Raw genomic sequence first — 24,510 nt, 5'->3', positions numbered from 1 at the left:
AGGGTTACACTCCGAAAATGCTGGCACCGGTGTCGGCGGAACCGACATTCTGCCGGAAGGCTCCGAATAGGTCGCGGCCGACGCCGTGCTGGTTGGCCGTCAGGTCGGCGGTGGCCGGGGCACGGTCCAGCACGCCGGGGGTCAGGATTTCCAACTCCCCCTTCACCGCATCGACGCGCAGGATGTCACCGTCTTGCAGACAGGCGATGGCACCGCCATCCAGCGCCTCGGGGCAGACATGGATGGCAGCGGGCACCTTGCCGGACGCGCCGGACATGCGGCCATCGGTGACCAGCGCCACTTTCTGGCCCCGGCCCTGCAGGATCGATAGGATGGGCGTCAGCGAGTGAAGCTCGGGCATTCCGTTTGCCTTGGGGCCCTGGAAGCGGACGACAACAATGACGTCGCCCGTGAACTCTCCGGCCTTGAAGGCGGCTTTCACATCTTCCTGATCGTGGAAGACGCGCACCGGCGCTTCGACCACCTGATGCTCGGGCGCGACAGCCGAGACTTTCATAACGCCTGTGCCCAGATTGCCGGTCAAGCGCGACAGGCCTCCGGTAGGCTGGAACGGATCTTTGGCGGGGCGAACGATCTTGTCGTTCAGGCTGTGGCCTGCGCCCTCTTCCCAGACCAGTTCGCCGTCTTTAAGCTTGGGTTCCCTGGTGTAGTTGTGCAGGCCCTGTCCCGCGACGGTGAGCGTGTCGGGGTGCAGCAGCCCGTCCTCGAGCAAGGTACCAATGGCAAAGCCCAGCCCCCCGGCCGCGTGGAAATGGTTCACATCGGCCAAACCGTTGGGATAGACCCGCGCGACCAGCGGCACCACGGCGGAGATGTCCGAGAAATCTTCCCAATCCAGCACGATACCACCGGCGCGCGCCATGGCGATCAGGTGGATCAGCAGGTTGGTGGAACCTCCGGTCGCCATCAGCCCCACGATACCGTTCACAAAGGCGCGTTCGTCGAGAATCTGGCAAACCGGCGTATAGTGGTTGCCCAGCGCGCTCAGCGACAGGGCGCGGCGGGCGCCTTCCTCGGTCAGGGCATCGCGCAGGGGTGTGTTGGGGTTGATGAAGCTGGAGCCCGGCAGGTGCAGGCCCATGAACTCCATCAGCATCTGGTTGGTGTTGGCGGTGCCGTAGAAGGTGCAGGTGCCGGGGCCGTGATAGGCGGCCATCTCGGCGGCCATGAGTTCCTCGCGGCCCACTTCACCGGCGGCGAATTTCTGGCGGACCTTGGCCTTTTCGTCATTCGGCAAACCGCTGGTCATCGGACCGGCGGGCAGGAAGACGGCGGGCAGATGACCAAAGGCCTGCGCCCCCATGATCAGGCCGGGGACGATCTTGTCACAGACGCCAAGGAACACTGCGGCGTCATAGGTGTTGTGGCTAAGCGCCACGCCTGTCGCCAGGGCAATCACGTCGCGCGAAAACAGCGACAGTTCCATGCCCGCTTCGCCTTGGGTGACCCCGTCGCACATGGCAGGCACGCCGCCCGCAACCTGCGCGGTGCCGCCCGCCGCGCGGATCGCATCGCGGATAAGGGCGGGGTAGCGTTCGAACGGCTGGTGGGCCGAGAGCATGTCGTTATAGGCCGTGACGATGCCTAGATTACCTGCTGTGCCGGTTGCCATGGACTGCTGGTCTTCGCCCGCCCCGGCATAGGCATGAGCCTGACCGCTGCAGGACAGATGCGCGCGCGCCGGGCCTTTGGATTTGGCCTGCTCCATCCGCTCAAGATGCGGGCCGCGCAAGTCCGCGCTGCGGTCAATGATACGTTGAGTGACGTCGGCGATAACGTTGTGAACCATGATTATCCTCCGATCTGACGCCAGCGGCGTCCATCCCGATGCATCAGCATCAATGCTTCTTCGGGGCCCGAGCTGCCCTGATCATATTTCGCGGGCTTGTCACCGCGTTCTTCCCAGCCGTGGATGATGGGATCGACCCAGGCCCAGGCGGCCTCGGCCTCATCCCCGCGCATGAACAGGGTCTGATCGCCGCGGATCACGTCCATGATCAGCCTTTCATAGGCGTCAGGCGATTGCGAGTCGTCGCCCAGCGCGTCGGCAAAACTCATGTCCAGCGCCACATCGGACAGGCGGAAACCGCCCTGCCCCGGTTCCTTAATCGTGGTGCGAAGGGTGATGCCCTCGTCCGGTTGCAGGCGGATCACCAGCACGTTGCCGCGCAAGGGACCAACATTGGGAAAGATCGTGTGCGGCGGGTCGCGGAAGAACACCGCAATCTCGGATTCGCGGGCCCGCAGGCGCTTGCCAGTGCGCAGGTAGAACGGCACCCCGGCCCAGCGCCAGTTGCCCAGATGGACCTTCAGTGCGATGAAACTTTCGGTGCGGCTGGCGGGGTTGTCGACATGGTCGAGATACCCGTCCCCGCCCTTGCCGGTGCGATACTGCCCGCGCGCGATATCCTTGGGCTCCACCGGTTCCAGCGCTTCGATCACCTTGACCTTTTCGTCGCGCACCGAATTGGGCGAGAATTTCGAGGGCGGCTCCATCGCCGTCAAACACAGCAGCTGCACCAGATGGTTCTGGATCATATCCCGCATTGCGCCCGACTGATCGTAATAGGCACCGCGCCCTTCGACACCAACGGTCTCGGCCACAGTGATCTGAACATGGTCGATATGGGTCGCGTTCCAGAGCGGTTCGAACAGCGAATTGGCAAAGCGCAGGGCCATCAGGTTCTGCACGGTCTCCTTGCCCAGGTAATGGTCGATCCGGTAAATCTGATGTTCTTCGAAACAGGCGCGCAACCCTTCGTTCAGGGCCTTGGCCGAAGCAAGATCGTGACCGAAAGGTTTTTCGACCACAATGCGGCTGTCGGGCGTGGCCATCCCGTGGTCATGCAGACGCTGGGCAATGCCCGAGAACAGGCTCGGCCCGACCGAAAGATAAAAGGCCCGGACCGTATCGTCGCGCAGCGTGGTTCTCAGCGTATCCCACCCCGCATCTCCGATCGCGTCGACGGGGACGTATTCGACGCAGCCTAGAAACCGGTCGAGCGTTTCTTGTTTAAAACTAGGTGCGAATTCCTTCATCGAGGTCCGCACCTGTTCGCGAAAGGCCTCGCTGTCCATGTCCGAACGCGCGGTGCCGATGATCCGGGCCGCCTCGGGCATCTGGCCCCCTTCGAACCGGTGATACAGCCCCGGCAGAATTTTCCGCTGCGCCAGATCGCCGGTCGCGCCAAACAGCACGAGGTCGAACGGATTTACCGGAATGACGCGTGAAACCATGGCGAGGCTCCTTTTCGGGGTTTGCCCTGTTTAGCAGCGGGCAGCCCGAATGTGTAAGGTTGAGGCGTTGCGTATATGTTATCGCTAACATTCATCGTGTGGATATGAAACCCGGAGGTAAAAATCAAGCCTGGATTTCGCTGCGCGATCCTTTGATCCCTGGCACTGGCGGTTTCTTGAAAAGAAACCGGGCCTGAAACTTTGAAAGTTTCAGGCATCGCAGGTCAGGTTTGCGTGCGCAGCCAGTCCATCACCGCCGGGCGCACGGATTGCTCGCCGCGATGGCGGGCATCGGCGATGATCTTGCGCACATCCTGCAGGTTCGACCGCAGCAACAGGCTTTTGACCGGCCCGATTGAGGCCGGACGCATCGACAACGTCCGAATGCCCATCGCGGCAAGGCACAACGCCTCGACCGGGCGGCCTGCGTCTTCGCCGCAGAAGCTGAGCGGCGTTTCCGAGATATCGCAGCGTTCCACGATCCGTTCGATGAAACTGAGGAAACTGACATTCAGCGTATCATACCGGCGACGTACCAGCTCGTTTTCCCGGTCGGCAGCGAAGAAGAACTGTTTCAGATCGTTGCCACCGATCGATATAAAGCCGACCTCGTCAAAGAATTTCTGCGGCGCGAAAGCCAGCGACGGGGTTTCCAGCATCGCCCCGACCTCGAGCGTTTCGGGCAGGACGTGGCCCAGACGACGCTCGCGTTCGATAGTCTTCTTGACCTCCCACCGGGCTTCGCGGAACTCATCGGCCTGCGCAACGAAGGGAAACATCACGGTCAGCGGGCGGCCATTGGCGGCGCGGATCAGCGCCTGTAGCTGCATCCGCATGACGCCGCGCTTGTCCAGACCGACGCGGATGGCACGCCATCCCAGCGCCGGGTTCGGTTCGGCCACATGCTTCATATAGGGCAGCACCTTGTCCGAACCAATGTCGAGCGTGCGAAACACCACACGCTTGTCGCCTGCCGCGTCCAGCACGCGCTGATATTGCGTCACAAGCTCGGACCGTTTGGGCATCTGGTTGCGGATGAGGAACTGCAACTCGGTCCGGAACAGGCCGACCCCTTCGGCCCCGGAATGGCCCAGCGAGGGCAGATCGGCCATCAGACCCGCATTCATCACCAGATTGATCCGCGCCCCGTCCCGCGTCACGCAGGGCGTTTCCCGGATCGAGGCATAGCGTTCCTGCGCCTTGGCCTGCATCGCGATCTTATCGCGGAACGCGTTGACCACGGTGTCTTCGGGGCGCAGGTGGACAACACCCTGATCGCCATCGACCAGAATGTGGTCACCATTCAGCGCTTCGGTCGTGATCCGACCCACATGAACCACCAGAGGAATCGCCAGCGCTCGGGCCACGATGGTCGCGTGGCTGCCGACCGAGCCTTCCTCAAGCACGATGCCTTTCAGCGACCGGCCATATTCCAGCAAATCGCCGGGGCCGATATTGCGGGCGATCAGGATCGGGTCCGGCGGCAGATCGGCCCCATTGGTATTGCCCTGCCCGGTCAGGATGCGCAAAAGCCGGTTGCTGAGGTCATCCAGATCGGCCAGCCGCTCCCGCAGATACGGGTCCGTCACCTGCTCCATGCGGGCGCGGGCCTGGGACTGTTCCTTTTCCACCGCCGCCTCGGCGCTCAGGCCCAGCGCGATGTCCTCTTCCATCCGGCGCATCCAGCCTTTGGAGTTGGCGAACATCCGATAGGCTTCCAGAACCTGAAGCTGTTCCTTGTCGCCGCCCTGCGAGATTTCCAGCATCTTGTCCACGCCCACGCGCAACTCCTCGACCGCTTCGGTCAGGCGTTCGCGTTCGCGGTGCGGATCTTCGGCAATCGGGTTGGTGACAACGACGCGGGGTTCATGCAGCCAGACATGGCCTTCTGCCGAGCCTTCCTGCGCCGGACCGCCGCTGAACTGGACCGACTGCTGGTGAAGGGGCGACAGAGCGGCGCCTTCGCCGACAAAAGCCCCCAGTTCGGCCATTTCGGCCAGAACCATGGCGACAACCTCCAGCGCATAAATCTCATCGGCCGAGAACTGGCGCGCCTCGCGGGATTGCACCACCAGAACGCCCAGTTTTTCGCCCAGACGCTGAACCGGCACGCCAAGGAACGAGGAAAACCGCTCTTCCCCGGTTTCGGGCATATAGCGGAACCCCTTTGCCGAGGGCGCGTCGGCGGTGTTCACCACTTTACCGGATTGGGCGACGCGGCCCACCAGCCCCTCGCCCAACCGCATCCGCGTCTTGTGCACCGCCTCGGGCGACAGGCCTTCGGTTGCGCAAAGCTCCAGCGTGTCTTCGTCGCGGAACAGGTAGATCGAGCAGACCTCGGCCCGGATGCTGTCGGCAATCAGATGCGTGATCCGGTCAAGACGCTCCTGACCGGCGGCCTCGCTCGCCATCTCTTCGCGCAGCCGCCCCAGCAGCTTGCGGGATTCAGTTTCGGTGCCGTCCGCCATGGCCCACCCAAATTAGTGCGTCAGGCGAGACCTTTGGCAGAAATTGCTCAGGCCGCCTTGTCCAGTTCAAAGGCATCATGCAGCGCCTGAACCGCAAGTTCCATGTATTTCCGATCAACAAGAACGGAAATTTTTATCTCGGAGGTTGTAATGACCTTGATGTTGATCCCCTCATCCGAGAGAATCTTGAACATCTTGGCCGCCACACCGGATTGCGAGCGCATGCCGATCCCTACGACGGACACCTTGCAGACGTCTTCGTCGGCAACCAGTTCGGCATAGTTCAACTCGCCCTTGTCCTTGATCGCCAGCAGCGCCTTTTCGGCACGGGCCACCTGATTGGTCGGGCAGGAAAAGGTCATGTCGGTGCGCCCTTCGTCCGAGATGTTCTGGACGATCATGTCGACATTCACGCCTTCATCGCTGAGCGCGGTAAAGATGGTCGAGGCGATGCCGGGGCGGTCGGCCACCGATACAACAGTCATCTTGGCTTCGTCGCGGGAATAGGCCACACCGGCCACAACATTGGATTCCATGATATCCTCCTCATCGACGACCAGCGTACCGGCCTTGTCGGATTGTTCTTCGAAACTCGACAGAACGCGCAGTTTCACCTTGTACCGCATCGCCAGCTCGACCGAGCGGGTTTGCAGCACCTTGGCCCCCAGCGAGGCCAGTTCAAGCATCTCTTCAAACGAGATACGGTCCAGTTTGCGCGCCTTGCCACAGACGCGCGGATCGGTGGTATAGACCCCGTCCACGTCGGTATAGATGTCGCAGCGCTCGGCCCCGAACGCGGCGGCAAAGGCCACGGCTGTCGTATCCGACCCGCCCCGGCCCAGCGTGGTGATACGGCCCTCGGGGCTGATCCCCTGAAAGCCTGCGACCACGGCAACCTTCATGCCTTCGTCGAACTTCTGGCTTATGTTGTTGGTCGGGATTTCTTCGATCCGGGCCTGAGAATGGGCGCTGGTGGTCATCAGGGGCACCTGCCAGCCCTGCCAGCTGCGCGCCGGCACGTCCATTTCCTGCAGCGTCAGCGCCATCAGACCAGCGGTGACGTTTTCGCCCGAGGACACAACCGCATCATATTCACGCGCGTCATATAAAGGCGAGGTTTCGTCGACCCAGCCGACCAGTTCATTGGTCTTCCCCGACATTGCCGACACGATGACGATCACGTCGTATCCCTTGGCCACCTCGACACCCACGCGTTTCGCCGCGCGGCGGATGCGGTCAAGATTGGCAACCGATGTGCCACCGAATTTCATCACGAGTACGGGCATGGGGGCAAGTGTCTCCGCGCCTTGGATTTGAAGTCCTGAGCCTCTTATGCGAGGGGGGCCGCAAGAGCAAGGCGCAATGAAACCCTGCCTGAGCCAAGGCGCGGCTTTACAATGCGCGGGTGGAATGCCAGCTTATCGGCAGAATTCATCCAAGAGGTTGTTCATGCTCCGTATTGCCGCCGCTTTTGCCCTGATGTCGTCCCCCGCCCTGGCGCAGGTCGCAAGCCTGACAGCAACCGATGGCCAGAACGCGCTGGGCACCATTCCCTGCGCCGCGAATGCGGGCGATCCGCTGCAAAGCTGCCACGCCGAACTGCGCCGTCACGACGATGGAACCGCAACTCTGGCCGTGGCGATCGGCGCCGGGAATGTCCGCAATATCTATTTCAAAGATGGCGTGCCGGAATCCAGCAGTTCGACCTCGAAACTCCTCCACGAAACCCGCGGCGATCTGATTGTCATCTTCATCGAACCCGGTGAAGTGTATGAGCTGCCCAAAGCCGCGCTGAACACTCAGTAGGGGTGGGGCTGGCCATCGTAGTTTTCGAAACAGCCCGTGTTTTCCAGCGACAGGGCCGCGAACCTGTCGACCAGACCGGCAACAGCCTGATCCACATGTATATCCGCCCCTGATCCGCCCATATCGGTTTGCACCCATCCGGGGTGGTAGATGCCAACCGCAATCCGGTCAGCCCGCAAGTCAGTCGCCAGATTGCGCCCCAGATTGAGCGCCGCCGCCTTTGAGGCGCGGTACATGTAGCTGCCGCCGGGCGCGCGGGTATGCGATGCCATCAGCGACGACAGGATCGCGATCCTGCCATGCGCCGCCCGCAGATTGGGCAGCAAGGCCTGAATTGTCAGAAACACGCCGGTCACGTTGGTCGCAAAGCTTTGCGCCCACATGTCGGCGGGATAACCTTCAATGCTTTGATGTCTGTCCAGGTACACACCTGCATTGCAAATCAGCAGATCCACGGGCCGGGCCTGTAGCTGCTCGGCCATCGCGACCTGTTGGTCCGGGTCGGACACATCAAGCCTGACCTGCGCGCTGTCATCGCGGGCGGTTCCGGTGACGTCATGAACCTGCGCACGGTATTGATCCGCCAAAGCCCGCCCTATTCCGCGATTGGCACCGGTGATCACGATATGCATGGATCAGTTCGTCTTCCGGCTGGGGATGAAGGGCAATGGCGCGACAGGCACACCGTCCTCAATCAGGGCCTTGGCCTCATCAGGCTTTGCTTCGCCGTGAATCAAACGGTCCGGTGCTTCGCCCAGATGAATCCTGCGCGCTTCGCTGGCAAAGTCCTTGCCGACGTAGTCCGAGTTTTCTTCCACCTTGCGCCGCAATTCGGCCAGCACCTGTTCAACCTGGGATGACGGCGTCGCCACGCAGATATCCTGCGGCTCGGTCTGCGCCACCTCGGGCTGCGCCTTGCCTTTGCGCGCAGGACGAACGCGTGGTGTCATGATCGCCTTTTCCACCTGCGAACAGCCGCAGACCGCGCATGTCACCATGCGCGCAGCAGCCAGTTTGTCGTAGGCTTCAGCCGATTGGAACCAACTGTCGAAAGTATGGCCCTCGCTGCATTTCAACGCGTATTGAATCATGTTCCGTCCAAAATGTCGGTTGCCGAATAGATACCGACCGGGTCACTAATATCAAGCCTGTCTGGCGGCAGCCTAGTTCGTATATGGCCGAAAACCGCGCAAAATTTCAGCAAGTTCCGACGATCTGACCTTTTGCGCAGCCTTTTTAGGCGAATACCACTTGCGTTTTCGTTCGCCCCGTTCCGGAAAATTAATGACAAGAGATTGCACGTATAACGGAAATACATCCACAAGACACAGCGCCGCACCCGGATTACAGCGCTGTTTAAGATAGGCAAACTGGCCCACAGCGCCCAAGCCGCACTGACCCACGACACCCGCTTCTTCCCACGCCTCTTGCGTGGCGGTCTGGGCCGGGCTCAGCCCGTCAATCAGCCAGCCTTTGGGAATAATCCAGTGCCCCGAGCGTCGTGTGGTGACCAAAAGAACCTCGGGCCGTCCCCGTTTCAGGCGGTAACACAAAGCGCCCGATTGCGGCAAAACCGGAACACCCCCGGATTTGAGCAACTGGTTGGGCGAAAGCCTTGCGTTCATGCCGCCGAGACGCCTTTCGAATGGTAACAATGCCTGTCCACCGAACCGCTGTTTATGGAGTTATTTTGCGGTCGGCTATACAATGCATACCACATGATGCGGACTGGGCCAAGACTGACGATTGGGCGGGCAGTGCCGTTTCACATACGGGTCGCCAACTTTTTCACCAGATCGTCATGCGGAATATCGGCATCCATCGCCAAGCGCCGCAGACCGAAATGCACCCGCGCGATCTGTTGATAGTACCGCGTGTAGACGTAATTCGTGCCGCCACCGGCAAGCGCCCCTAAAACGGGCACCGACTGCGCTGCAAGTTTTTGCCCCAGAACGATCGACAGGCGCGGCGCGACGGCAGCGATCAGGCGCTGCATCGCCGGTCCGGTCAGCGTGAGGCGTACAGAATAGAACCCCAGATCGGCCCCGTCATCATAGGACAGCGGGCCAGCCGCAGACAGCACCTGAACACAGTCGAATTTCACATTTTCCTCAGCCGGATCAAAGCCTTCCCGCGCAGCGGCGCCTTGAATGGATCGCAACAGCATCGTGGTGGTCGCAGGAAGCTCCATCAATGCGGTCGAGACACCTCCAAGCCCCCCGGCCGCGCCCATGGCGGTCGTGACGGCGGTGTTCACCCACGGCTGCTGGTCGGGAACAGCCCGGCGCGAGCCCTGCGCGGCGTGAACAGCAAACCACAGCGCCTGTTCTGTCGCGCCGGTCAGGCCGTTTCGCACCGGTTCCGGCAATTGCTCCAGCAAGGATTCAGCCGATCCGCCCAGCCGGTTCAGCAGTTTTATCCCTGCCCCGCCAGCGGATCGATAGTGTTCGGCCAGACGATCCAATTCGGCGTCGGCATCCACTTTGTCGACAAGAACAATGTCCTGCATATGCGCCCTCCTGTCCTTTAGACATCGGCGCTTTGCGCGGCGGTTTCAATAGGTCAGCGGGTCCAGCGTGTGACGGGGCCCTGAATTCCGGACCAGACACCGGGCATCAGTTCCAATCCCAGAACACGGTCCGGGTTCGTCGGCGGCGGCATCTCGACCCCCCGCAGGGGCGAAAAGCCAAAGCGTTGATAATAAGGGGCATCTCCGACCAGCATGACCCGCTGCCAGCCCAGCTCGCGACCGGTTTCGACACCGGCATGGATCAGATATCCGCCAAGCCCTTCGCCCTGATGCGTGGGGTGAACCGCGACCGGACCCAGAAGAAGCGCATCATGCGCACCGACATGGACCGGCCAAAATCGGATCGCGCCCGCCAGGATGCCCTGCCCGTCACGCGCCACCAGAGACAGATCTGCAACCGGCGGCACATCATCGCGCAGTCGGTAGGACGACAGCGCCTCGCGCCCGGGCGCAAAGCACAGGTCGTACAGGGCTTCGACCTCCCACCAATCATCCGGCTCTTCCGGCCTGATCCCGAACTGCTGCACCCTGGCCCTCTTTTCCTTGCTGGCAATCGCCCTAGCACTTCGATACGCCTTGGGCAAACGCTTGGAGATCAGATGTTCTATCGCCCCGAAGACGGTCACGGCCTGCCGCATAACCCGTTCAATGCCATCATCACACCCCGCCCGATCGGGTGGATCTCGACCCGCGACGCGGACGGGGTCAACAATCTGGCGCCCTATTCGTTTTTCAATGGGGTCGCCTACACGCCGCCCCAGGTCATGTTCGCCTCAACCGGGACGAAGCACGATCAGGATGGCGGCAAGGACAGCCTCGCCAATATCGAGGCGACGGGTGTGTTCTGCGTCAACGTCGTGGCCCACGCCCATCGCGACGCGATGAACGCCAGTTCAGAGGGCCTGCCCAAACATATCGACGAGTTCGCCCATGCCGGCCTGATCCCGGTGGAATGCGAAACCATCCCCTGCGCCCGGATCAAGGGGGCACCCGCGTCGCTGGAATGCAAACTGACCCGGATCGTGACACTGCCCGGTGAGCACAACAGGGTCGCCTTTGGCGAAGTGACAGGCATTCACCTGCACGATGACCATATGCGCGACGGGAAGTTCGACGTCACCTCATTCCGACCGTTGGCGCGGCTGGGCTATAGGGACTATTCGGTGGTGAACGATCTGTTCAGCCTCAGCCGCCCAGACGATTGAATGCGCTGCAATCGGGGGCTCTGCCCCCGCCGCGGCAAGCCGCGACTCCCCCGGGATTTTTATTGGCCAGATGAAGCAGGGGATCCGCACTTCATCTGGCTAAAAATATCCCGGAGCGCGAGGCGGAGCCTCGCAAAAAGCCTCAGTGGCCACCCAGAATGCCGGTGCGGACCGAGTAATCCACGGCGAGCTCGTAATCCGGGTCATCATCGCTGTCGACCATCAGGTGTCCGGCCTTGTTCAGCAGCTTGTGACAATCCCGGCTGAGATGGCGGAGCATCACCCGCTTGCCTGCAGCCTCGTATTTCGCGGCGATGTTTTCGATGGCCTGCAAGGCCGATTGGTCCACCACGCGGCTGTCCGCAAAGTCGACAATGACCGTTTCCGGGTCGTCGGCCACATCGAACAGCTCGACAAACCCTTCGGACGAGCCGAAGAACAGTGGTCCCTGGATTTCATACACTTTGGCGCCTTTTTCGGTCTCGGACTCGCGTGTGATCGCATGGATGCGCTTGGCGTTGTTCCAGGCATAGGCCAGCGCCGAGACGATGACGCCCACAACCACGGCGACTGCCAGGTCTTCCATCACGGTCACGACCGTCACCAGAACGATGACGAAAGCGTCGGTCAGGGGCACTTTGCGCATGATCTTGAACGAGTTCCAGGCGAAGGTTCCGATCACCACCATGAACATCACGCCGACCAGCGCGGCCAGCGGGATTTGCTCGATCAGCGCAGGAATCGACACAATTCCAAGAGGTGTGTCAAAGTCGAGAACAATGAAAACCAGCAGGAAGAGAGCCGCAGACACACCAGCAATCCGGGTACGCCCGCCGGATTTCACGTTGATCATCGACTGACCGATCATGGCGCAGCCGCCCATGCCCCCGAAGAAACCCGTGACGACATTGGCTGTGCCTTGCGCAATGCATTCCTGAGACGCCCCGCCCCGCTTGCCGGTCATTTCGCCCACAAGGTTCAGGGTCAGCAGCGATTCAATCAGACCGATGGCGGCCAGAATGACGGCGTAGGGCAGGATGATTTCGAAGGTTTCCCAGTTCAGCGGCACCATCGGGACGTGGAACGCAGGCAGACCACCTTCGATCGAGGCCAGATCACCAACGCGCGGCACGTCCAGCCCGAACCCGATCACCAGCGCTGCCACAACGACGATACCGGCCAGAGGCGCGGGCACAACGCGCGTGATGCGCGGCATGACCCAGATCACGGCCATGGTCAGGGCGACAAGACCCAGCATGGTATAAAGCTGCATGCCCGACAGCCACTCTCCGCCGCCCATGCCGTGGCCGGTGTTTTCCATTGTTCCAGGGACTTTGAACTGGCCCATCTGGGCCAGAAAGATCACGATGGCCAGACCGTTCACAAAGCCCAGCATCACCGGATGCGGCACCAGCCGGATGAACCGGCCCCAGTGCATCGCGCCTGCGATCACCTGCAGAATGCCCATCAGAACAACGGTCGCGAACAGGTACTCGACGCCGTGCTGCGCCACCAGCGCCACCATCACGACCGCCAGCGCCCCGGTTGCGCCTGAAATCATGCCCGGACGGCCCCCGATCAGCGCCGTGATCAGGCCGACCAGAAAGGCCGCATAGAGGCCAACCAGCGGATGCACACCAGCTACAAAGGCAAAGGCCACGGCCTCGGGCACCAGCGCAAGCGCGACGGTCAGCCCCGACAGAAGCTCGATCCGCAGGCGGGACAGGGTCAGCCCCTCGTCCGGCGACCAGCGCAGATCGGGAATAGCAAGACGATTGGCAAAGCTTGCCAGCAAGGCTCGGGGCATTGGACAGTCCTATAGGTCGGTATGTTCGCGCGAATGGGCTTACTTAGCGGGCAAGACTTACCTGAGCTACTGCAGCAAGCGGGATGCAGCCATGCGCATGCCGCATAGCGTAGCCTCGCAACATCGTGAATTGTCTGCCGCCGCACGGGGGGCAATTGTGGCGCATGCGCTGGATCTCCCTGCTTTTGTTAGGTGCCCTGCCTGCATTTGCGCAGGATTTACAAGGCAATGACACGCCGGGAAACTGGCGCGTGACCCATCACGAGGTTTTCGGCATCTGGACCTCGATCTGCGATGAGCGCGAAGAAGGCGGCGCATTGAGGCAGCGCTGCTACATCCGGCGGGTCGATGTTTTTTCGGGGCGGCCGAAATTTGCGGCACAGTTCATGTTCATCACGCCCGAACCCGAGGGCACAAGGATTGAATTCGGGATGGAGCCGGGCACGCTTTTCTCACCCTCGGGCTTTCGCATTGATCGCGGTGATGAGGTCGTCTGGCGCACCCGGCGACCGGGGTGTCTGACCGGTTTGAGTTGCGTGTTCGAAGGTGACCGAGCGGAAGAAATCGTTGATGCGATGCTGACCGGTGATGCCTATCGCTTTGTGTTTCGGGATCGCCACGGGCAGCCACGAGACCTGACCTGGCCGCTGGACGGGTTTGACAAAGCCTGGGCGGACTTCAACACGCAGTCGCAGGTGCGCAATCTGCCGGGCCGGACCGAATAGACCCCTTGCCAAAGCGCGGGCCAGACCACACAAATCTGTCATCAGATATCCACGCGGAGGCGAAACAGTGACTCAGACCAAAATTGCCGTCATCGGCGGCTCGGGCGTCTACGACATCGACGGGTTGGAAAATGCGGAATGGGTTACGGTCGAAACGCCTTGGGGGGCGCCCTCGGACCAGATACTGACCGGATCGCTGGAAGGCGTTGAAATGGCGTTCCTGCCCCGTCACGGGCGCGGGCATGTGCATTCGCCGACCGAGGTGCCCTATCGTGCCAACATTGATGCGCTGAAACGGCTGGGCGTGACCGATGTGATCTCGGTTTCGGCCTGCGGATCGTTCCGCGAGCAAATGGCTCCGGGGGATTTCGTGATCGTTGACCAGTTCATCGACCGGACCTTTGCGCGGGAAAAAAGCTTCTTTGGAACAGGATGCGTGGCGCATGTCAGCGTGGCGCACCCCACCTGTCCGCGCCTGAGCGATGCCTGTGAAGCCGCTGGAAAGGATGCGGGGATCACCATCCATCGCGGCGGCACTTATCTGGCGATGGAAGGGCCGCAATTCTCATCCCTGGCCGAGTCGAAGATGTACCGCGAACACTGGGGCTGCGACGTGATCGGCATGACCAATATGCCCGAGGCGAAACTCGCCCGCGAAGCCGAGCTGTGTTACGCCTCGGTCGCGATGGTCACGGATTACGACAGTTGGCACCCCGATCACGGAGAGGTGGACGTGACCACAATCATCGCCACGCTCACAGGGAATGCCGAGAAAGCCCGGGCTTTGGTCAAGGGCCTGCCCGCTCTTTTGGGCACGGACCGGGCACCCTGCCCCCATGGCTGCGACCGGGCTTTGGAATACGCAATCCTAACTGCGCCCGAAAAGCGGGACCCGGCGGTGCTGGCCAAACTGGACGCGGTGGCCGGGCGCATTCTCTGATCCGCGTCAAAGGGGCGGCAGGCTGGCCTGAACCTGCTGCCACAACCCGTGCGACCACAGGTCGTTATGGGAGCCATCCGGGATCAGAAAAAGCTGCACGTTGTCATCGGCCATCGCAGCTAAAGCCTCGCTATGGTGAACCGGGACCACGACATCCTCGGTGCCGTGGAAGATCAGCGTAGGCACCTCAATCTGGTTGATGACGTCACGCGTGGCAAACTTGTCCTGCATCAGCTTGTTCACCGGCAGCCAGGGGTAGCGTTCGCCCGCAACATCGACGGTTGCGGTGAACGGAGCCTCGAGCACCAAAAGTTCCGCCGAGGCGCGCTGCGCGGCAACGGCAGCGGCCACGCCGGTTCCAAGGCTCTGGCCGTGCAGGACAACCGGCTTGCCTTGCTCGGTCAACCGGTCGAACAGTTCCAGACCGTCCGACACAAACGCCACCTCGGACGGCTGGCCCTCACTTCCAGGAAACCCGCGATAGCTCGGGGCAAGTAGCCCGTAACCGCTGTTGAGGATTTCCCGCATCCGATCTGCGCGGTCGCCCAGATTTCCGCTCTGGCCGTGAAAGAACAGAACGGTGGGCGCACCCTCGGACACGGCGGGCGCGGACCATGCGGTCAGCACCACACCATCTGACATGGGCAGAGAGATCACGTCGACATCCGACAGCCCCACTGCGCCGGGCTCGGGCAGTTCACCGGATGCTTTGAACAGCAAGTCGCGCTGGTTGATGTACATGTACCCAACGGCGGCAACGTAAGCCAACACGATCAGGGCGGTCAGGGTGTAGATGATCCGCAGAAAGCGCCGCGCACCGGACGCGCCGGGCCGCGAAAGCGCGTTTGGATAAACGTCTCGTGTCTGTGTCATCGGATCCTCCGCAGCAGGTGGGTACTATCAGTCTGGGGACCATCGGCGCAGATTCAAGGAGTGTGCAGCAAGCTTAATCTTCCCTTCAGGATTTCCGGGCTACGCGTTACGGGCTTGACGCACCGATAACTTCGGTGCTTCCTGCAGGGCGCGCAACCAAGGATGACCCATGTCTTTTGAACTCTGGCTGGCCTTTGTGGCCGCATCGACCGCATTGCTGCTGATCCCGGGACCCACAGTGTTGCTTGTTCTCAGCTATGCGCTGTCCAAGGGCCGCAGCGTCGCTGTGGCCTCGGCCACCGGTGTCGCGGTGGGCGATCTGGTGGCGATGACCGCGTCGCTGCTGGGGTTGGGCGCGCTTGTTCTGGCCTCGGCCACATTGTTTTCCGCGTTGAAATGGGTCGGTGCCGCGTATCTGGTCTGGCTGGGGATCAAACTGCTGCGCAGCGCCCCCGCGGGCGGGCTGAGCACGGTGGACACGGGCAGCGACGTGTCGGCCCGCAGCGTTTTCGGCCACGCAGCGGCGGTGACGGCGCTGAACCCGAAATCCATCGCCTTTTTCATCGCCTTCGTGCCGCAATTCCTGCGTCCGGCAGACCCTTTGGGCCCGCAATTCGCCATCCTGATCGCAACATTTGTCGGCCTGGCCTGGCTGAACGCTTTGGCCTATGCGCTGCTGGCGGACCGCCTGCGCCGCATGATCGGACGTGCAGGCGTGATCACCGCGATAACCCGTTTTGGCGGTTTGACCCTGATTGGAATGGGTGTGGCCACGGCTGTTCTGCGCCGCCCGGCCTGACTTAATCGTCCGCGTTTTCTTTCATGAAACCGCGGATAAAGCGGCGGATTTCGCGCGCGGCCGAAGTGTCCAGCTCTTTGCACAAATCGACAAACGCATCGCGTTCGTCCTTATCCAACCGCAAGACTAACTGACTGTTTTTCTTGGTAGACCCCTTGCCGACTTTCTTTGCCACGCGCTTTGACTCCGTCCAGCCCTTGATTCTTACACCTATGCTTTGTATATACATAGCATAGAGGTTGTAGTTATCGGGCAACTAACAAAAATAAAGGACTAAGGCAATGAATCTTCATGTCGCTCAGGCATTTCTTTTGCGAGACCAGCGCAATTGGCGCAAACCGCACCTGTCGTGGCTGCCCGCAGCGCTGTATCGATATTACAGCCTGCCCAACGCTGTTGCAGAACGTCGCAAGTAATCGCCGGCAATCAATCCTTGCATGACTGACCCCGATGGGCCAAATAACCCTGCGTGTTGTCACGCCAAAGGGGTCGGCCATGTCCAGAAACAAAACGGTCAAGGATTACATCCGCACCATCGTTGATTTCCCGCATGAGGGGATCATGTTCCGGGATGTCACCACCCTGTTCTCGGACCCGCGCGGGTTTCGCATCGCCATCGATCAGATGCTGCATCCTTACGCGGGCGAGCGGATCGACAAGGTGGTCGGCCTTGAGGCCCGAGGCTTCATTCTGGGCGGCGCGATTGCGCATCAACTGAGCGTGGGCTTTGTGCCGATCCGCAAGAAAGGCAAGCTGCCCGGCACCACAATCAGCCAGGATTACAAGCTGGAATATGGCGAGGCCATCGTGGAGATCCACGATGACGCCATTCTGCCGGGCGAGAAAATCCTTGTGGTCGATGATCTGCTCGCCACCGGAGGCACCGCCGCCGCAGGGATCAAGCTGATCGAACGGTTGGGGGGCCAGATCATCTCGTGCGCCTTCATCATCGATCTGCCCGAGCTTGGCGGCCGCAAAGTGCTGGAAGAAATGGGCATGGATGTCCACGTCCTGTGCGAATTCGAAGGCCTTTGACCCCACCGCGTTCACAAAACCGTGATTGGAAATCTGCCGCCCCGGCGGCTTAGCGCGGAACGGTCCGCTTTCAACCGGAATTGTCCAACACGACCAGTGATCTTTTCGCGATAACCCCCCGTACCCCAAGTGATGCTGCTTCAAGCATTTCAACTTATGGGAGATACGATATGTTCCGCAAATTCGCCGCCGCCAGTGTCGCGACCCTTCTTCTCAGCACCTCTGTCATGGCCGACGGTCACGGCAAGGACATCGTGGATACGGCCGTCGCGGCCGGAGATTTCGAAACCCTCGTCGCAGCCGTTCAGGCGGCTGAACTGGTCGATACGCTGAAGGGCGAAGGCCCGTTCACCGTGTTTGCCCCAACCGACGCAGCCTTTGCGGCGCTGCCCGAGGGCACGGTTGAAAACCTGCTGAAGCCTGAAAACAAGGACCAACTGGTTGCGATCCTGACCTATCACGTGGTTCCGGGCAAAGTGATGTCCGGCGACCTGTCGGACGATATGACTGCGGCTACGGTTCAGGGCGGTGACATCACTGTCGATCTGGATTCGGGCGTCATGATCAACGACGCCAACGTGGTGCAGGCCGATATCGAAACCAAGAACGGCGTGATCCATGTGATCGACAAGGTGATCCTGCCCGAGTCGTGATTTGCTACCGGAACACGGCCTGTCCGGGCCGTGTTCACCCCTTCAATACCGCTCCGGGATTCATGATCCCCTTGGGATCGAGCGCGGCCTTTATCGCCCGCATGGCGTTCAGCTTGGCCGGATCGCCGTAGCGGACCAGATCATCGGTTTTCAGACGCCCCACCCCATGCTCGGCGCTGACAGACCCCCTGAACTGATGCACCAGATCATAAACGGCGTGCTGGACTGCAGCGCGCTGGTCATCGAATTCCGCCCTGTCATGTCCGCGCGGCGGGAACACGTTGTAGTGCAGGTTGCCATCGCCAACATGCCCGAAGCAGTTGATCCGAAACGGACCGATTGCTTGGATGGCGTCCACCCCGCGCCGAATAAATTCAGGGATTGCCGAGATCGGGACCGAGATATCGTGGCTTGAAACTGATCCAATCAGGCGGTTCGCCTCGGGGATACGCTCGCGCACCGCCCACAGGTCGGCGCGCTGCGCCTCGCTCTGTGCAATGACACCGTCGCTGATCAGGCCCTTCGCATCGGCAGCGACATACATGGCTTCCAGAGCATCGGCAGGCGACTGACCGGATGACATGCCAAGTTCGACCAGAACACACCACTCGGGCTGCACAACGAACGGCTGCCGAACGGTCGGCAGAACCTCGGTCAGAAATTCCAGCCCCTGCCGGTGGATCAGTTCGAACGAACTGACGGTCTCGCCCGCAAGGTCACGGGCAAGAGCCAGCAGGTCGATAGCCGCCTCAGCCGAGGCCACCTGAAACATCGCCGTCCCAACTGCCGCCGGGCGCGGGTACAGTTTCAGCGCGGCTGCGGTGATGATCCCCAACGTCCCTTCGGACCCGATCAGCAGATTGCGCAGATCGTAGCCCGTGTTGTCCTTTCGCAAACGGCTCAGCCCATGCCAGATTTCGCCATTCGGCAGCACCGCTTCGAGCCCCAGACACAAATCCCGCGTGTTGCCATAGCGCAAAACGTTGACCCCGCCGGCATTGGTCGCGAGGTTGCCGCCGATCCGGCAGGACCCCTGCGCCGCCAGCGACAGGGGGAACAGACGGTTCGACGCCTCAGCCGCAACCTGAACATCGGCCAGAATCGCGCCGGCCTCGGCCACCAGAACATTCTCGGTCGGGTAAACGGCGCGAATGGCCGTCATCCGCTCCAGCGAGATCAGCAGCGGTGCAGGGCCATTGGGCATCACCTGCCCGCCCACCAGACCCGTACCACCGCCGTAAGGCACAACCGGCACCCGCGCACCCAAAGCTAACCGGACAAGCGCCGCCACCTCCTCGGCCGTGCGGGGCAAGGCCAGCACGCCCGCATGGCCCGCAAACCGGTTGCGCGGCTCGACCAGGTATCGCTCAGCCACCGGGCGCAATACATCGCCCCCCAGCGTCGATCGGATCAATTCGGCAAAGCTGTCATCTGCGGGGTTCAGGCTCATACCCCTTCATGGCCCAAGGCGACGGGCGCCGACAAGCCCTATTCCAGATCAATCAGATAGCGCGGCTCCAGCACCACCACTGTGGGTCGGTCGGGCAACGTGCGCAACGAGACGGTGATTTCCGACACGCCCTCTCGTTCCACCGGAAAATCGTCGCGGATATCGACCAGAAACCGGTCCAGCGAAAAACCGGAAAACCAGTGCATCGGGATGATAACCGAGCTTTTCAGCCGCCTGAGGACCGAGATCATCTCCGGCAAAGGCATGGTCGTACCGCCATCCACCGCCGCCATCACCACATCCAGCCGCCCCAGCGCCGCGAATTGTTCGTCCGAGGGAACGTGATGCAGATGGCCCAGATGGCCGATGCACAGCCCCTCGACCTCGAACACGAAGATCGAATTCCCGCGCTCTTCGACCCCGCCATAGATCGAGCGGATATCGGTCGAGACATTGCGCACCAGCATCTCACCCAGATCGAGGTAATGGTCGATCCCCTGCCCGAACTCGCCCCAGCCCGGCAACACATGCGGGATGGCCGGATCGGGATGAGCCGTCCAATGGGTGGAATGGGCATGGTTCATGGTCACCACATCCGGGATCAGATCAGCGCTGCCTATGAACCCGGTGAAATCGGTGACGGCATTCAGCCCGCCCTGTGTCTGGATCATGAAAGAGGCATGCGCGATATAACTGATCCGCACCGAAAACTCGGGCACCGGATCCTGCCAGGCCGCCTTGTGCAGATACTCGATCCCCGGCGCGGCATCCGCGATGGCGATACAATGGCTCGACCGCCGCTCCTGCGCCGCAGCCCCGCCCGAGATCACCATCAATGCCGCAACCAACCAGCGCATGACCAGAGTGTAGCGCATCCCGCCGCCAAGTCATGCCCCTTGTTCATCAGGCCAAAAATATCCCGGGGGAGGCGCGGCCTGCCGCGACGGGGGCAGAGCCCCCTAACCCGCGTCGGTCTTGCCCCGCCTATCCGACCGCAGGCTGGCATACAGAACATGCGTCCGCCACCGCCCGTTGATCTGCAGATAAGACTGCGCCACGCCTTCGTACTTGAACCCCGAGCTTTCCAGCAACCCGCGCGACGCCGCGTTTTCCGGCAGGCAGGCGGCCTCGATCCGGCTCAGGTCCAGACGGGTAAAGGCGTGGTGAACCACGGCCCCGATGGCCTCGCGCATATACCCTTGACGGGCAAAGGCCTGACCGGTCCAGTACCCCAGCGTCCCTGCCTGCGCCGGTCCGCGCCGGATGTTGTCCAGCGTGATCGCACCCACCAGAACATCATCCGAGCGGCGGAACAGGAACAGCGGGATTGCCGTGCCCCCGGCGACCGAGCGTTGCGCCCAGTAGACCCGGTTGGTGAACGACTTCCGGCTCAGGTGATCCTTGGCCCAGATCGGCTCCCACGGGGTGAGGTAATCTTTGGACGCCCGCCGCAGCGCCGTCCATTCGTTGAAATCGGAATGGATGGGCGGGCGCAGGCTGAGGCGCTCGGTTTCGAGTTTCAGCTTGCGTCGGCCCAGAAGCATCACGCCGCGCGCCTCTCCTGCAGTTCCGCCAGCGACGGCGCGCTCGACACCGGACCGTAAAGCGCCAGCGCCGCCGGGGCCTGCACCGCCATGTTTTCGGCAAAGGCCAGAACATCACTGGTGCTGACCGCGTCGATCTTGGCGACAGTATCCTCAAGCGACGGCACCCGGCCCCAGATCTGCACCAGCCGCGCCAGACGCTCGGCCCGGTTCGACGGGCTTTCCAGCCCCATCAACATACCCGCTTTCATCTGCGCGCGGGCCCGGGCGACCTCTTCGGCGCTCATGTCCTCGGCGGCCCGCTTCATCTCGTCGATGGTGATCGTCGCCAGTTCACCCACCTGATCCGCCGAGGTTCCGGCATAAATGGTGGTCGTGCCGGTATCGGCATAGGCCCCGGTCTGCGCGAAAATCGTATAGCAAAGACCACGAGTCTCACGCACTTCCTGAAACAGGCGCGAGGACATGCCGCCGCCCAAGGCAGTGGAATAAATCTGCGCCGTATAGATCGCATCGTCGCGATAACCCGGGCTTTCCAGCGCCAGCGCGAAATGGGCCTGTTCCAGCTCTTTCTCCTGCCGCGCCTCACCGCCGGTAAACTGCGCCGCGTCGGGGATCAGACCTTTGCGCGGCTGCAGATGGCCGAACATCTCTTCGGCCATTTTCATCAGTGCATCGTGATCCACGGCCCCCGCCGCCGACAGGATCATCTGTTCGGGGCCATAGTGCTCGGCCACAAAACCCGACAGATCCTCGCGCGAGAACGCGCTGACCCGCTCGGACGGGCCAAGGATGGTGCGGCCCAGGGGCTGGTCGTGATAGCTCTGCTCCTGCAGCCAGTCGAAAATCACGTCGTCGGGCGTGTCATAAGCCTGCCCAATCTCTTGCAGGATCACGCCGCGCTCGACCTCAATCTCGCGCGGGTCGAAGACAGGGTTCAGAACGATGTCGCCGATCACATCCATCGCCAGCGCCACATCGTCTTTCAGAACACGCGCATAGTAGGCCGTGACCTCGCGCGAGGTATAGGCGTTGATATAGCCGCCCACATCCTCGATCGCCTCGGCGATTTGCAGGGCCGAACGCCGCTCGGTTCCCTTGAACGCCATATGTTCAAGAAAATGAGCAATGCCGTTCTGCTCGATCCGCTCATGCCGCCCGCCGGCGGTCACCCAGATGCCGATGGCCGCCGATTGCAGCCCCGGCATATGTTCACTGACGATCCGAAATCCGTTCTTCAGTTGGTCCTGTCTGACAGTCACTCAGCAATATGCCTTCTGATATGATCCTCAAGGGCGCCCAGGTCATTGGCAATGCGGGTCACCCGTTCCGGACGTTCATACAGATCAGACATGCGGGATGGAAGGGGGGCATGTTCACCGCTCGCCTTCTCGACCGCCGCCGGGAATTTCGCCGGATGCGCGGTGGCCAGCGTGATCATCGGCACCTCCGCCGCGCGGTGTTCTTCGGCGACCCGGATACCAACGGCGGTGTGCGGGCAGACCAGTTCGGCGCTGTTGGCCAGCGTGTGTTTGATCGTTTCCAGCGTCTCCTCTTCGGACACGCGGTCTGAGTCAAAGCTCTCCCGCAGCGCCTCCATCGCACCCTGACTGACATTGAAACCGCCGGTCTTCAGTTCATCCATCAACTGCGCGACTGCCGCACCATCCTCGCCATAGGCATAATACAGCGCCCGCTCAAAGTTCGAGCTGACCTGGATATCCATCGACGGGCTGATCGAGGGAATGGTGTCGCCCTTGAAATACCCCTCACCCGACAGGCAGCGGTGCAGGATGTCGTTCTGGTTGGTCGCCACAACCAAGCGGTCGATGGGCAGCCCCATGCGCTTGGCCAGATAGCCCGCGAAGATGTCGCCGAAATTGCCGGTCGGCACGGTGAAGCTGACCTTGCGGTGCGGCGCGCCAAGGCTGACGGCAGCCGAGAAATAATAGACGATCTGCGCCAGCACCCGGGCAAAGTTGATCGAGTTCACGCCCGCCAGCTTCACCCCGTCGCGGAAGTCGAAATCGTTGAACATATCCTTGAGCGCGGCCTGACAATCGTCGAAATCGCCGTCGACGGCCAACGCGTGCACGTTGCTGTCCGCAGGCGTGGTCATCTGCCGGCGCTGCACCTCTGACACACGGCCCTGGGGGAACAGGATGAACACATCCACCGCGTCCAGTCCCCGGAACGCTTCAATCGCGGCCGAGCCGGTATCGCCACTGGTCGCCCCCACGATGGTGACCCGGTCATTGCGCCGTTTCAGGGCCACCTGAAACAGCTGGCCGATCAGTTGCATGGCGAAATCCTTGAAGGCCAGTGTCGGCCCGTGGAACAGCTCCAGCAGGAAGTGGTTCTCGTTCAGTTGCTTCAACGGCGCGCGGGCGTCGTGGCCGAACCCTTCATAGGCGCGTGCGATGATGTCTTTGAACTCATGCTCGGCAAAGGACCCGCTAACAAAAGGCCACATCACGCGGAACGCGATCTCCTCATAGGGAAGCCCCGCCAGCGCGGCAATCTCGTCGTGGCTCATCACCGGGATCTCGGCAGGCAGGTACAAACCGCCGTCGCGGGCCAGCCCGGTCAGCATCGCCTCTTCAAAGGTCAGTTCGGGCGCCTGCCCGCGGGTCGAGATGTATTTCATGTCGCTTCACTCTCAGAAGGGGCGCGGCTGCGCCACAGGAAATAACCGGTCATGGCCGCCCAGACGAGGGCCAGTCCAAACCATGTGATTGCGTATTGCAGGTGATCGTTCGGGATGCCCGCCGTGTCTACGGGCAAAGGTGTCACGCCCGGATCGGTTTCGGATCGGGCGATCAGCAATATGGGCTCGGCCCCCAGGGCCGCCGCCAGATTGGGCAGGTCGCGGGCGAACCAGATATTGGCGTCGATGTCCGGCTCGGGCGTGTAACTATCGATCTCATCCGGCCAGTGCAGGTTGCCTGTGACCTCCATCGGACCTGTCAGGCGCTCGGCTTTTTTCGCGGTGGTCGGGATAAAGCCGCGATCCACCAGAAAAGTCCGGTCCTTGGTGCTGAAGGATTGGATGATCCGATACCCTGCTCCGACCTGTTTGACCGAGACAAGCACGTGGATTTCCCCCGGCTCCATCTCGCCCGACACGGTCACGGGCAGATACTTGTCCGCTGCTTCGGACACCTGCGGCGGCAAGGCAATCGGGTCCGCAGAAATCCGGCCTTCGATCTCGGCCAGAACGCCTTGCTTCCAGGCCAGCCGCTGCACCTGCCAGATGCCCAGCGACAGCAGCACGCCCAAACCGGCGAGGCCAAATATCAGCAGGAACAGAGTGCGGCGCATTGCGGGGCGAAACCTTGTTGCAGAAACCGGCGTCTTGTTAAGGGGCAGGTTGCCGGGTTTGCAACCGTCCAATTGTATGGGGCGCAATTTTGCGCC

Annotated in this window: 25 protein-coding genes; 7 read left to right on the top strand and 18 right to left on the bottom strand. The window is 61.6% G+C overall.

What is annotated here, in order from left to right:
* Window positions 1-4 precede the first annotated feature (4 nt).
* The 4 genes from edd to ACR0K1_RS20410 form a co-directional block, all read right to left on the bottom strand.
* On the bottom strand, window positions 5-1,810 hold the full coding sequence (gene edd / locus ACR0K1_RS20425) for a phosphogluconate dehydratase (protein ID WP_480851758.1): 1,806 nt from the start codon (window positions 1,808-1,810) through the stop codon (window positions 5-7).
* Between the two features lie 2 nt (window positions 1,811-1,812).
* Window positions 1,813-3,258, bottom strand: a complete 1,446-nt coding sequence (zwf, locus tag ACR0K1_RS20420) for a glucose-6-phosphate dehydrogenase (protein ID WP_480851757.1) — start codon at window positions 3,256-3,258, stop codon at window positions 1,813-1,815.
* Between the two features lie 224 nt (window positions 3,259-3,482).
* Window positions 3,483-5,726 carry a phosphoenolpyruvate--protein phosphotransferase gene (gene ptsP, locus ACR0K1_RS20415; RefSeq protein WP_480616238.1) on the bottom strand — a complete coding sequence of 748 codons (2,244 nt, stop codon included), beginning with the start codon at window positions 5,724-5,726 and terminating at the stop codon, window positions 3,483-3,485.
* Window positions 5,727-5,773: 47 nt separating this feature from the next.
* Entirely contained in the window at window positions 5,774-7,012 is a 1,239-nt protein-coding gene (locus ACR0K1_RS20410) for an aspartate kinase (RefSeq protein WP_480616240.1), read from the bottom strand.
* A 163-nt stretch (window positions 7,013-7,175) separates the two neighbouring features.
* Between ACR0K1_RS20410 and ACR0K1_RS20405 the strand changes: the two genes are divergently transcribed.
* A complete protein-coding gene (locus tag ACR0K1_RS20405; RefSeq protein WP_480616242.1) occupies window positions 7,176-7,532 on the top strand; it encodes a hypothetical protein in 357 nt (118 codons plus the stop codon).
* Here ACR0K1_RS20405 and ACR0K1_RS20400 read toward each other — a convergent pair.
* From ACR0K1_RS20400 to ACR0K1_RS20380, 5 genes are all read right to left on the bottom strand, one after another.
* Window positions 7,526-8,164, bottom strand: a complete 639-nt coding sequence (locus tag ACR0K1_RS20400; protein WP_480851756.1) for an SDR family NAD(P)-dependent oxidoreductase — start codon at window positions 8,162-8,164, stop codon at window positions 7,526-7,528. The genes ACR0K1_RS20405 and ACR0K1_RS20400 overlap by 7 nt on opposite strands.
* 3 nt (window positions 8,165-8,167) lie before the next feature.
* The gene (locus tag ACR0K1_RS20395) at window positions 8,168-8,623 is read right to left on the bottom strand and encodes a DUF1178 family protein (protein WP_480616245.1); all 456 of its coding nucleotides are present in this window, start codon (window positions 8,621-8,623) and stop codon (window positions 8,168-8,170) included.
* A 72-nt stretch (window positions 8,624-8,695) separates the two neighbouring features.
* Window positions 8,696-9,157: an NUDIX hydrolase gene (locus tag ACR0K1_RS20390; protein ID WP_480616247.1), complete on the bottom strand. Its 462-nt coding sequence runs from the start codon at window positions 9,155-9,157 to the stop codon at window positions 8,696-8,698.
* A 140-nt stretch (window positions 9,158-9,297) separates the two neighbouring features.
* A complete protein-coding gene (locus tag ACR0K1_RS20385) occupies window positions 9,298-10,041 on the bottom strand; it encodes an EcsC family protein (protein WP_480616249.1) in 744 nt (247 codons plus the stop codon).
* Window positions 10,042-10,094: 53 nt separating this feature from the next.
* The gene (locus ACR0K1_RS20380) at window positions 10,095-10,589 is read right to left on the bottom strand and encodes a GNAT family N-acetyltransferase (RefSeq protein ID WP_480616251.1); all 495 of its coding nucleotides are present in this window, start codon (window positions 10,587-10,589) and stop codon (window positions 10,095-10,097) included.
* Between the two features lie 72 nt (window positions 10,590-10,661).
* On the opposite strand from ACR0K1_RS20380, the gene ACR0K1_RS20375 reads away from it, so the two are divergent.
* Window positions 10,662-11,267, top strand: coding sequence for a flavin reductase family protein (locus ACR0K1_RS20375; protein ID WP_480616253.1), 606 nt, complete (start codon window positions 10,662-10,664; stop codon window positions 11,265-11,267).
* Window positions 11,268-11,409: 142 nt separating this feature from the next.
* Here the strand turns inward: ACR0K1_RS20375 and ACR0K1_RS20370 are convergent, their stop codons facing one another.
* Window positions 11,410-13,074, bottom strand: coding sequence for a SulP family inorganic anion transporter (locus ACR0K1_RS20370; RefSeq protein ID WP_480616255.1), 1,665 nt, complete (start codon window positions 13,072-13,074; stop codon window positions 11,410-11,412).
* Window positions 13,075-13,238: 164 nt separating this feature from the next.
* Here ACR0K1_RS20370 and ACR0K1_RS20365 point away from each other — a divergent pair, with 164 nt between their 5' ends.
* The gene (locus ACR0K1_RS20365; protein WP_480851755.1) at window positions 13,239-13,799 is read left to right on the top strand and encodes an invasion associated locus B family protein; all 561 of its coding nucleotides are present in this window, start codon (window positions 13,239-13,241) and stop codon (window positions 13,797-13,799) included.
* Between the two features lie 67 nt (window positions 13,800-13,866).
* The gene (locus tag ACR0K1_RS20360; RefSeq protein WP_480851754.1) at window positions 13,867-14,739 is read left to right on the top strand and encodes an S-methyl-5'-thioadenosine phosphorylase; all 873 of its coding nucleotides are present in this window, start codon (window positions 13,867-13,869) and stop codon (window positions 14,737-14,739) included.
* Window positions 14,740-14,745: 6 nt separating this feature from the next.
* Here the strand turns inward: ACR0K1_RS20360 and ACR0K1_RS20355 are convergent, their stop codons facing one another.
* Window positions 14,746-15,612 (bottom strand): alpha/beta hydrolase, encoded by an 867-nt coding sequence (locus tag ACR0K1_RS20355; protein ID WP_480851753.1) that lies wholly within the window; start codon window positions 15,610-15,612, stop codon window positions 14,746-14,748.
* Window positions 15,613-15,781: 169 nt separating this feature from the next.
* Between ACR0K1_RS20355 and ACR0K1_RS20350 the strand changes: the two genes are divergently transcribed.
* Complete coding sequence (locus ACR0K1_RS20350) at window positions 15,782-16,411, top strand: LysE family translocator (RefSeq protein ID WP_480616263.1); 630 nt, start codon at window positions 15,782-15,784, stop codon at window positions 16,409-16,411.
* Between the two features lies 1 nt (window position 16,412).
* Here the strand turns inward: ACR0K1_RS20350 and ACR0K1_RS20345 are convergent, their stop codons facing one another.
* Window positions 16,413-16,667, bottom strand: coding sequence for a single stranded DNA-binding domain-containing protein (locus ACR0K1_RS20345; RefSeq protein ID WP_480616265.1), 255 nt, complete (start codon window positions 16,665-16,667; stop codon window positions 16,413-16,415).
* A 239-nt stretch (window positions 16,668-16,906) separates the two neighbouring features.
* Between ACR0K1_RS20345 and ACR0K1_RS20340 the strand changes: the two genes are divergently transcribed.
* Window positions 16,907-17,446, top strand: coding sequence for an adenine phosphoribosyltransferase (locus ACR0K1_RS20340; protein WP_480616267.1), 540 nt, complete (start codon window positions 16,907-16,909; stop codon window positions 17,444-17,446).
* Between the two features lie 170 nt (window positions 17,447-17,616).
* Window positions 17,617-18,099, top strand: a complete 483-nt coding sequence (locus ACR0K1_RS20335) for a fasciclin domain-containing protein (RefSeq protein WP_480616269.1) — start codon at window positions 17,617-17,619, stop codon at window positions 18,097-18,099.
* Between the two features lie 34 nt (window positions 18,100-18,133).
* Here ACR0K1_RS20335 and ACR0K1_RS20330 read toward each other — a convergent pair whose 3' ends face one another.
* From ACR0K1_RS20330 to ACR0K1_RS20305, 6 genes are all read right to left on the bottom strand, one after another.
* Entirely contained in the window at window positions 18,134-19,549 is a 1,416-nt protein-coding gene (locus ACR0K1_RS20330; protein ID WP_480851752.1) for an FAD-binding oxidoreductase, read from the bottom strand.
* 38 nt (window positions 19,550-19,587) lie between these two features.
* Window positions 19,588-20,406: an MBL fold metallo-hydrolase gene (locus ACR0K1_RS20325; RefSeq protein ID WP_480851772.1), complete on the bottom strand. Its 819-nt coding sequence runs from the start codon at window positions 20,404-20,406 to the stop codon at window positions 19,588-19,590.
* A gap of 102 nt (window positions 20,407-20,508) precedes the next feature.
* Entirely contained in the window at window positions 20,509-21,093 is a 585-nt protein-coding gene (locus tag ACR0K1_RS20320; protein ID WP_480616273.1) for a GNAT family N-acetyltransferase, read from the bottom strand.
* Window positions 21,093-22,355, bottom strand: coding sequence for a M16 family metallopeptidase (locus ACR0K1_RS20315; protein WP_480616275.1), 1,263 nt, complete (start codon window positions 22,353-22,355; stop codon window positions 21,093-21,095). The genes ACR0K1_RS20320 and ACR0K1_RS20315 overlap by 1 nt, the downstream gene beginning before the upstream one ends.
* On the bottom strand, window positions 22,352-23,740 hold the full coding sequence (gene thrC, locus ACR0K1_RS20310; RefSeq protein ID WP_480616277.1) for a threonine synthase: 1,389 nt from the start codon (window positions 23,738-23,740) through the stop codon (window positions 22,352-22,354). Before thrC ends, ACR0K1_RS20315 begins: the two co-directional genes overlap by 4 nt.
* On the bottom strand, window positions 23,737-24,414 hold the full coding sequence (locus ACR0K1_RS20305) for an SURF1 family protein (protein ID WP_480616279.1): 678 nt from the start codon (window positions 24,412-24,414) through the stop codon (window positions 23,737-23,739). The genes thrC and ACR0K1_RS20305 overlap by 4 nt, the downstream gene beginning before the upstream one ends.
* Between the last annotated feature and the right edge of the window lie 96 nt (window positions 24,415-24,510).

The sequence above is a fragment of the Ruegeria sp. F5 genome, assembly GCF_056533845.1.
Note: the sequence above shows the minus strand (reverse complement) of the source record. Positions and strands in the feature narration are given on the sequence as shown.

What these genes read in the sequence shown, in the direction of transcription:
- ACR0K1_RS20305 (WP_480616279.1), bottom strand. Translation starts at nt 24,414, where the DNA reads ATGCGCCGCACTCTGTTCCTGCTGATATTTGGCCTCGCCGGTTTGGGC.
- thrC (WP_480616277.1), bottom strand. Translation starts at nt 23,740, where the DNA reads ATGAAATACATCTCGACCCGCGGGCAGGCGCCCGAACTGACCTTTGAA.
- ACR0K1_RS20410 (WP_480616240.1), bottom strand. Translation starts at nt 7,012, where the DNA reads ATGCCCGTACTCGTGATGAAATTCGGTGGCACATCGGTTGCCAATCTT.
- ACR0K1_RS20320 (WP_480616273.1), bottom strand. Translation starts at nt 21,093, where the DNA reads ATGCTTCTGGGCCGACGCAAGCTGAAACTCGAAACCGAGCGCCTCAGC.
- ACR0K1_RS20395 (WP_480616245.1), bottom strand. Translation starts at nt 8,623, where the DNA reads ATGATTCAATACGCGTTGAAATGCAGCGAGGGCCATACTTTCGACAGT.
- ACR0K1_RS20375 (WP_480616253.1), top strand. Translation starts at nt 10,662, where the DNA reads ATGTTCTATCGCCCCGAAGACGGTCACGGCCTGCCGCATAACCCGTTC.
- ACR0K1_RS20355 (WP_480851753.1), bottom strand. Translation starts at nt 15,612, where the DNA reads ATGACACAGACACGAGACGTTTATCCAAACGCGCTTTCGCGGCCCGGC.
- ptsP (WP_480616238.1), bottom strand. Translation starts at nt 5,726, where the DNA reads ATGGCGGACGGCACCGAAACTGAATCCCGCAAGCTGCTGGGGCGGCTG.
- ACR0K1_RS20390 (WP_480616247.1), bottom strand. Translation starts at nt 9,157, where the DNA reads ATGAACGCAAGGCTTTCGCCCAACCAGTTGCTCAAATCCGGGGGTGTT.
- ACR0K1_RS20385 (WP_480616249.1), bottom strand. Translation starts at nt 10,041, where the DNA reads ATGCAGGACATTGTTCTTGTCGACAAAGTGGATGCCGACGCCGAATTG.
- ACR0K1_RS20400 (WP_480851756.1), bottom strand. Translation starts at nt 8,164, where the DNA reads ATGCATATCGTGATCACCGGTGCCAATCGCGGAATAGGGCGGGCTTTG.
- ACR0K1_RS20350 (WP_480616263.1), top strand. Translation starts at nt 15,782, where the DNA reads ATGTCTTTTGAACTCTGGCTGGCCTTTGTGGCCGCATCGACCGCATTG.
- ACR0K1_RS20365 (WP_480851755.1), top strand. Translation starts at nt 13,239, where the DNA reads ATGCGCTGGATCTCCCTGCTTTTGTTAGGTGCCCTGCCTGCATTTGCG.
- ACR0K1_RS20340 (WP_480616267.1), top strand. Translation starts at nt 16,907, where the DNA reads ATGTCCAGAAACAAAACGGTCAAGGATTACATCCGCACCATCGTTGAT.
- ACR0K1_RS20330 (WP_480851752.1), bottom strand. Translation starts at nt 19,549, where the DNA reads ATGAGCCTGAACCCCGCAGATGACAGCTTTGCCGAATTGATCCGATCG.
- ACR0K1_RS20370 (WP_480616255.1), bottom strand. Translation starts at nt 13,074, where the DNA reads ATGCCCCGAGCCTTGCTGGCAAGCTTTGCCAATCGTCTTGCTATTCCC.
- zwf (WP_480851757.1), bottom strand. Translation starts at nt 3,258, where the DNA reads ATGGTTTCACGCGTCATTCCGGTAAATCCGTTCGACCTCGTGCTGTTT.
- ACR0K1_RS20335 (WP_480616269.1), top strand. Translation starts at nt 17,617, where the DNA reads ATGTTCCGCAAATTCGCCGCCGCCAGTGTCGCGACCCTTCTTCTCAGC.
- ACR0K1_RS20405 (WP_480616242.1), top strand. Translation starts at nt 7,176, where the DNA reads ATGCTCCGTATTGCCGCCGCTTTTGCCCTGATGTCGTCCCCCGCCCTG.
- ACR0K1_RS20325 (WP_480851772.1), bottom strand. Translation starts at nt 20,406, where the DNA reads ATGCGCTGGTTGGTTGCGGCATTGATGGTGATCTCGGGCGGGGCTGCG.
- edd (WP_480851758.1), bottom strand. Translation starts at nt 1,810, where the DNA reads ATGGTTCACAACGTTATCGCCGACGTCACTCAACGTATCATTGACCGC.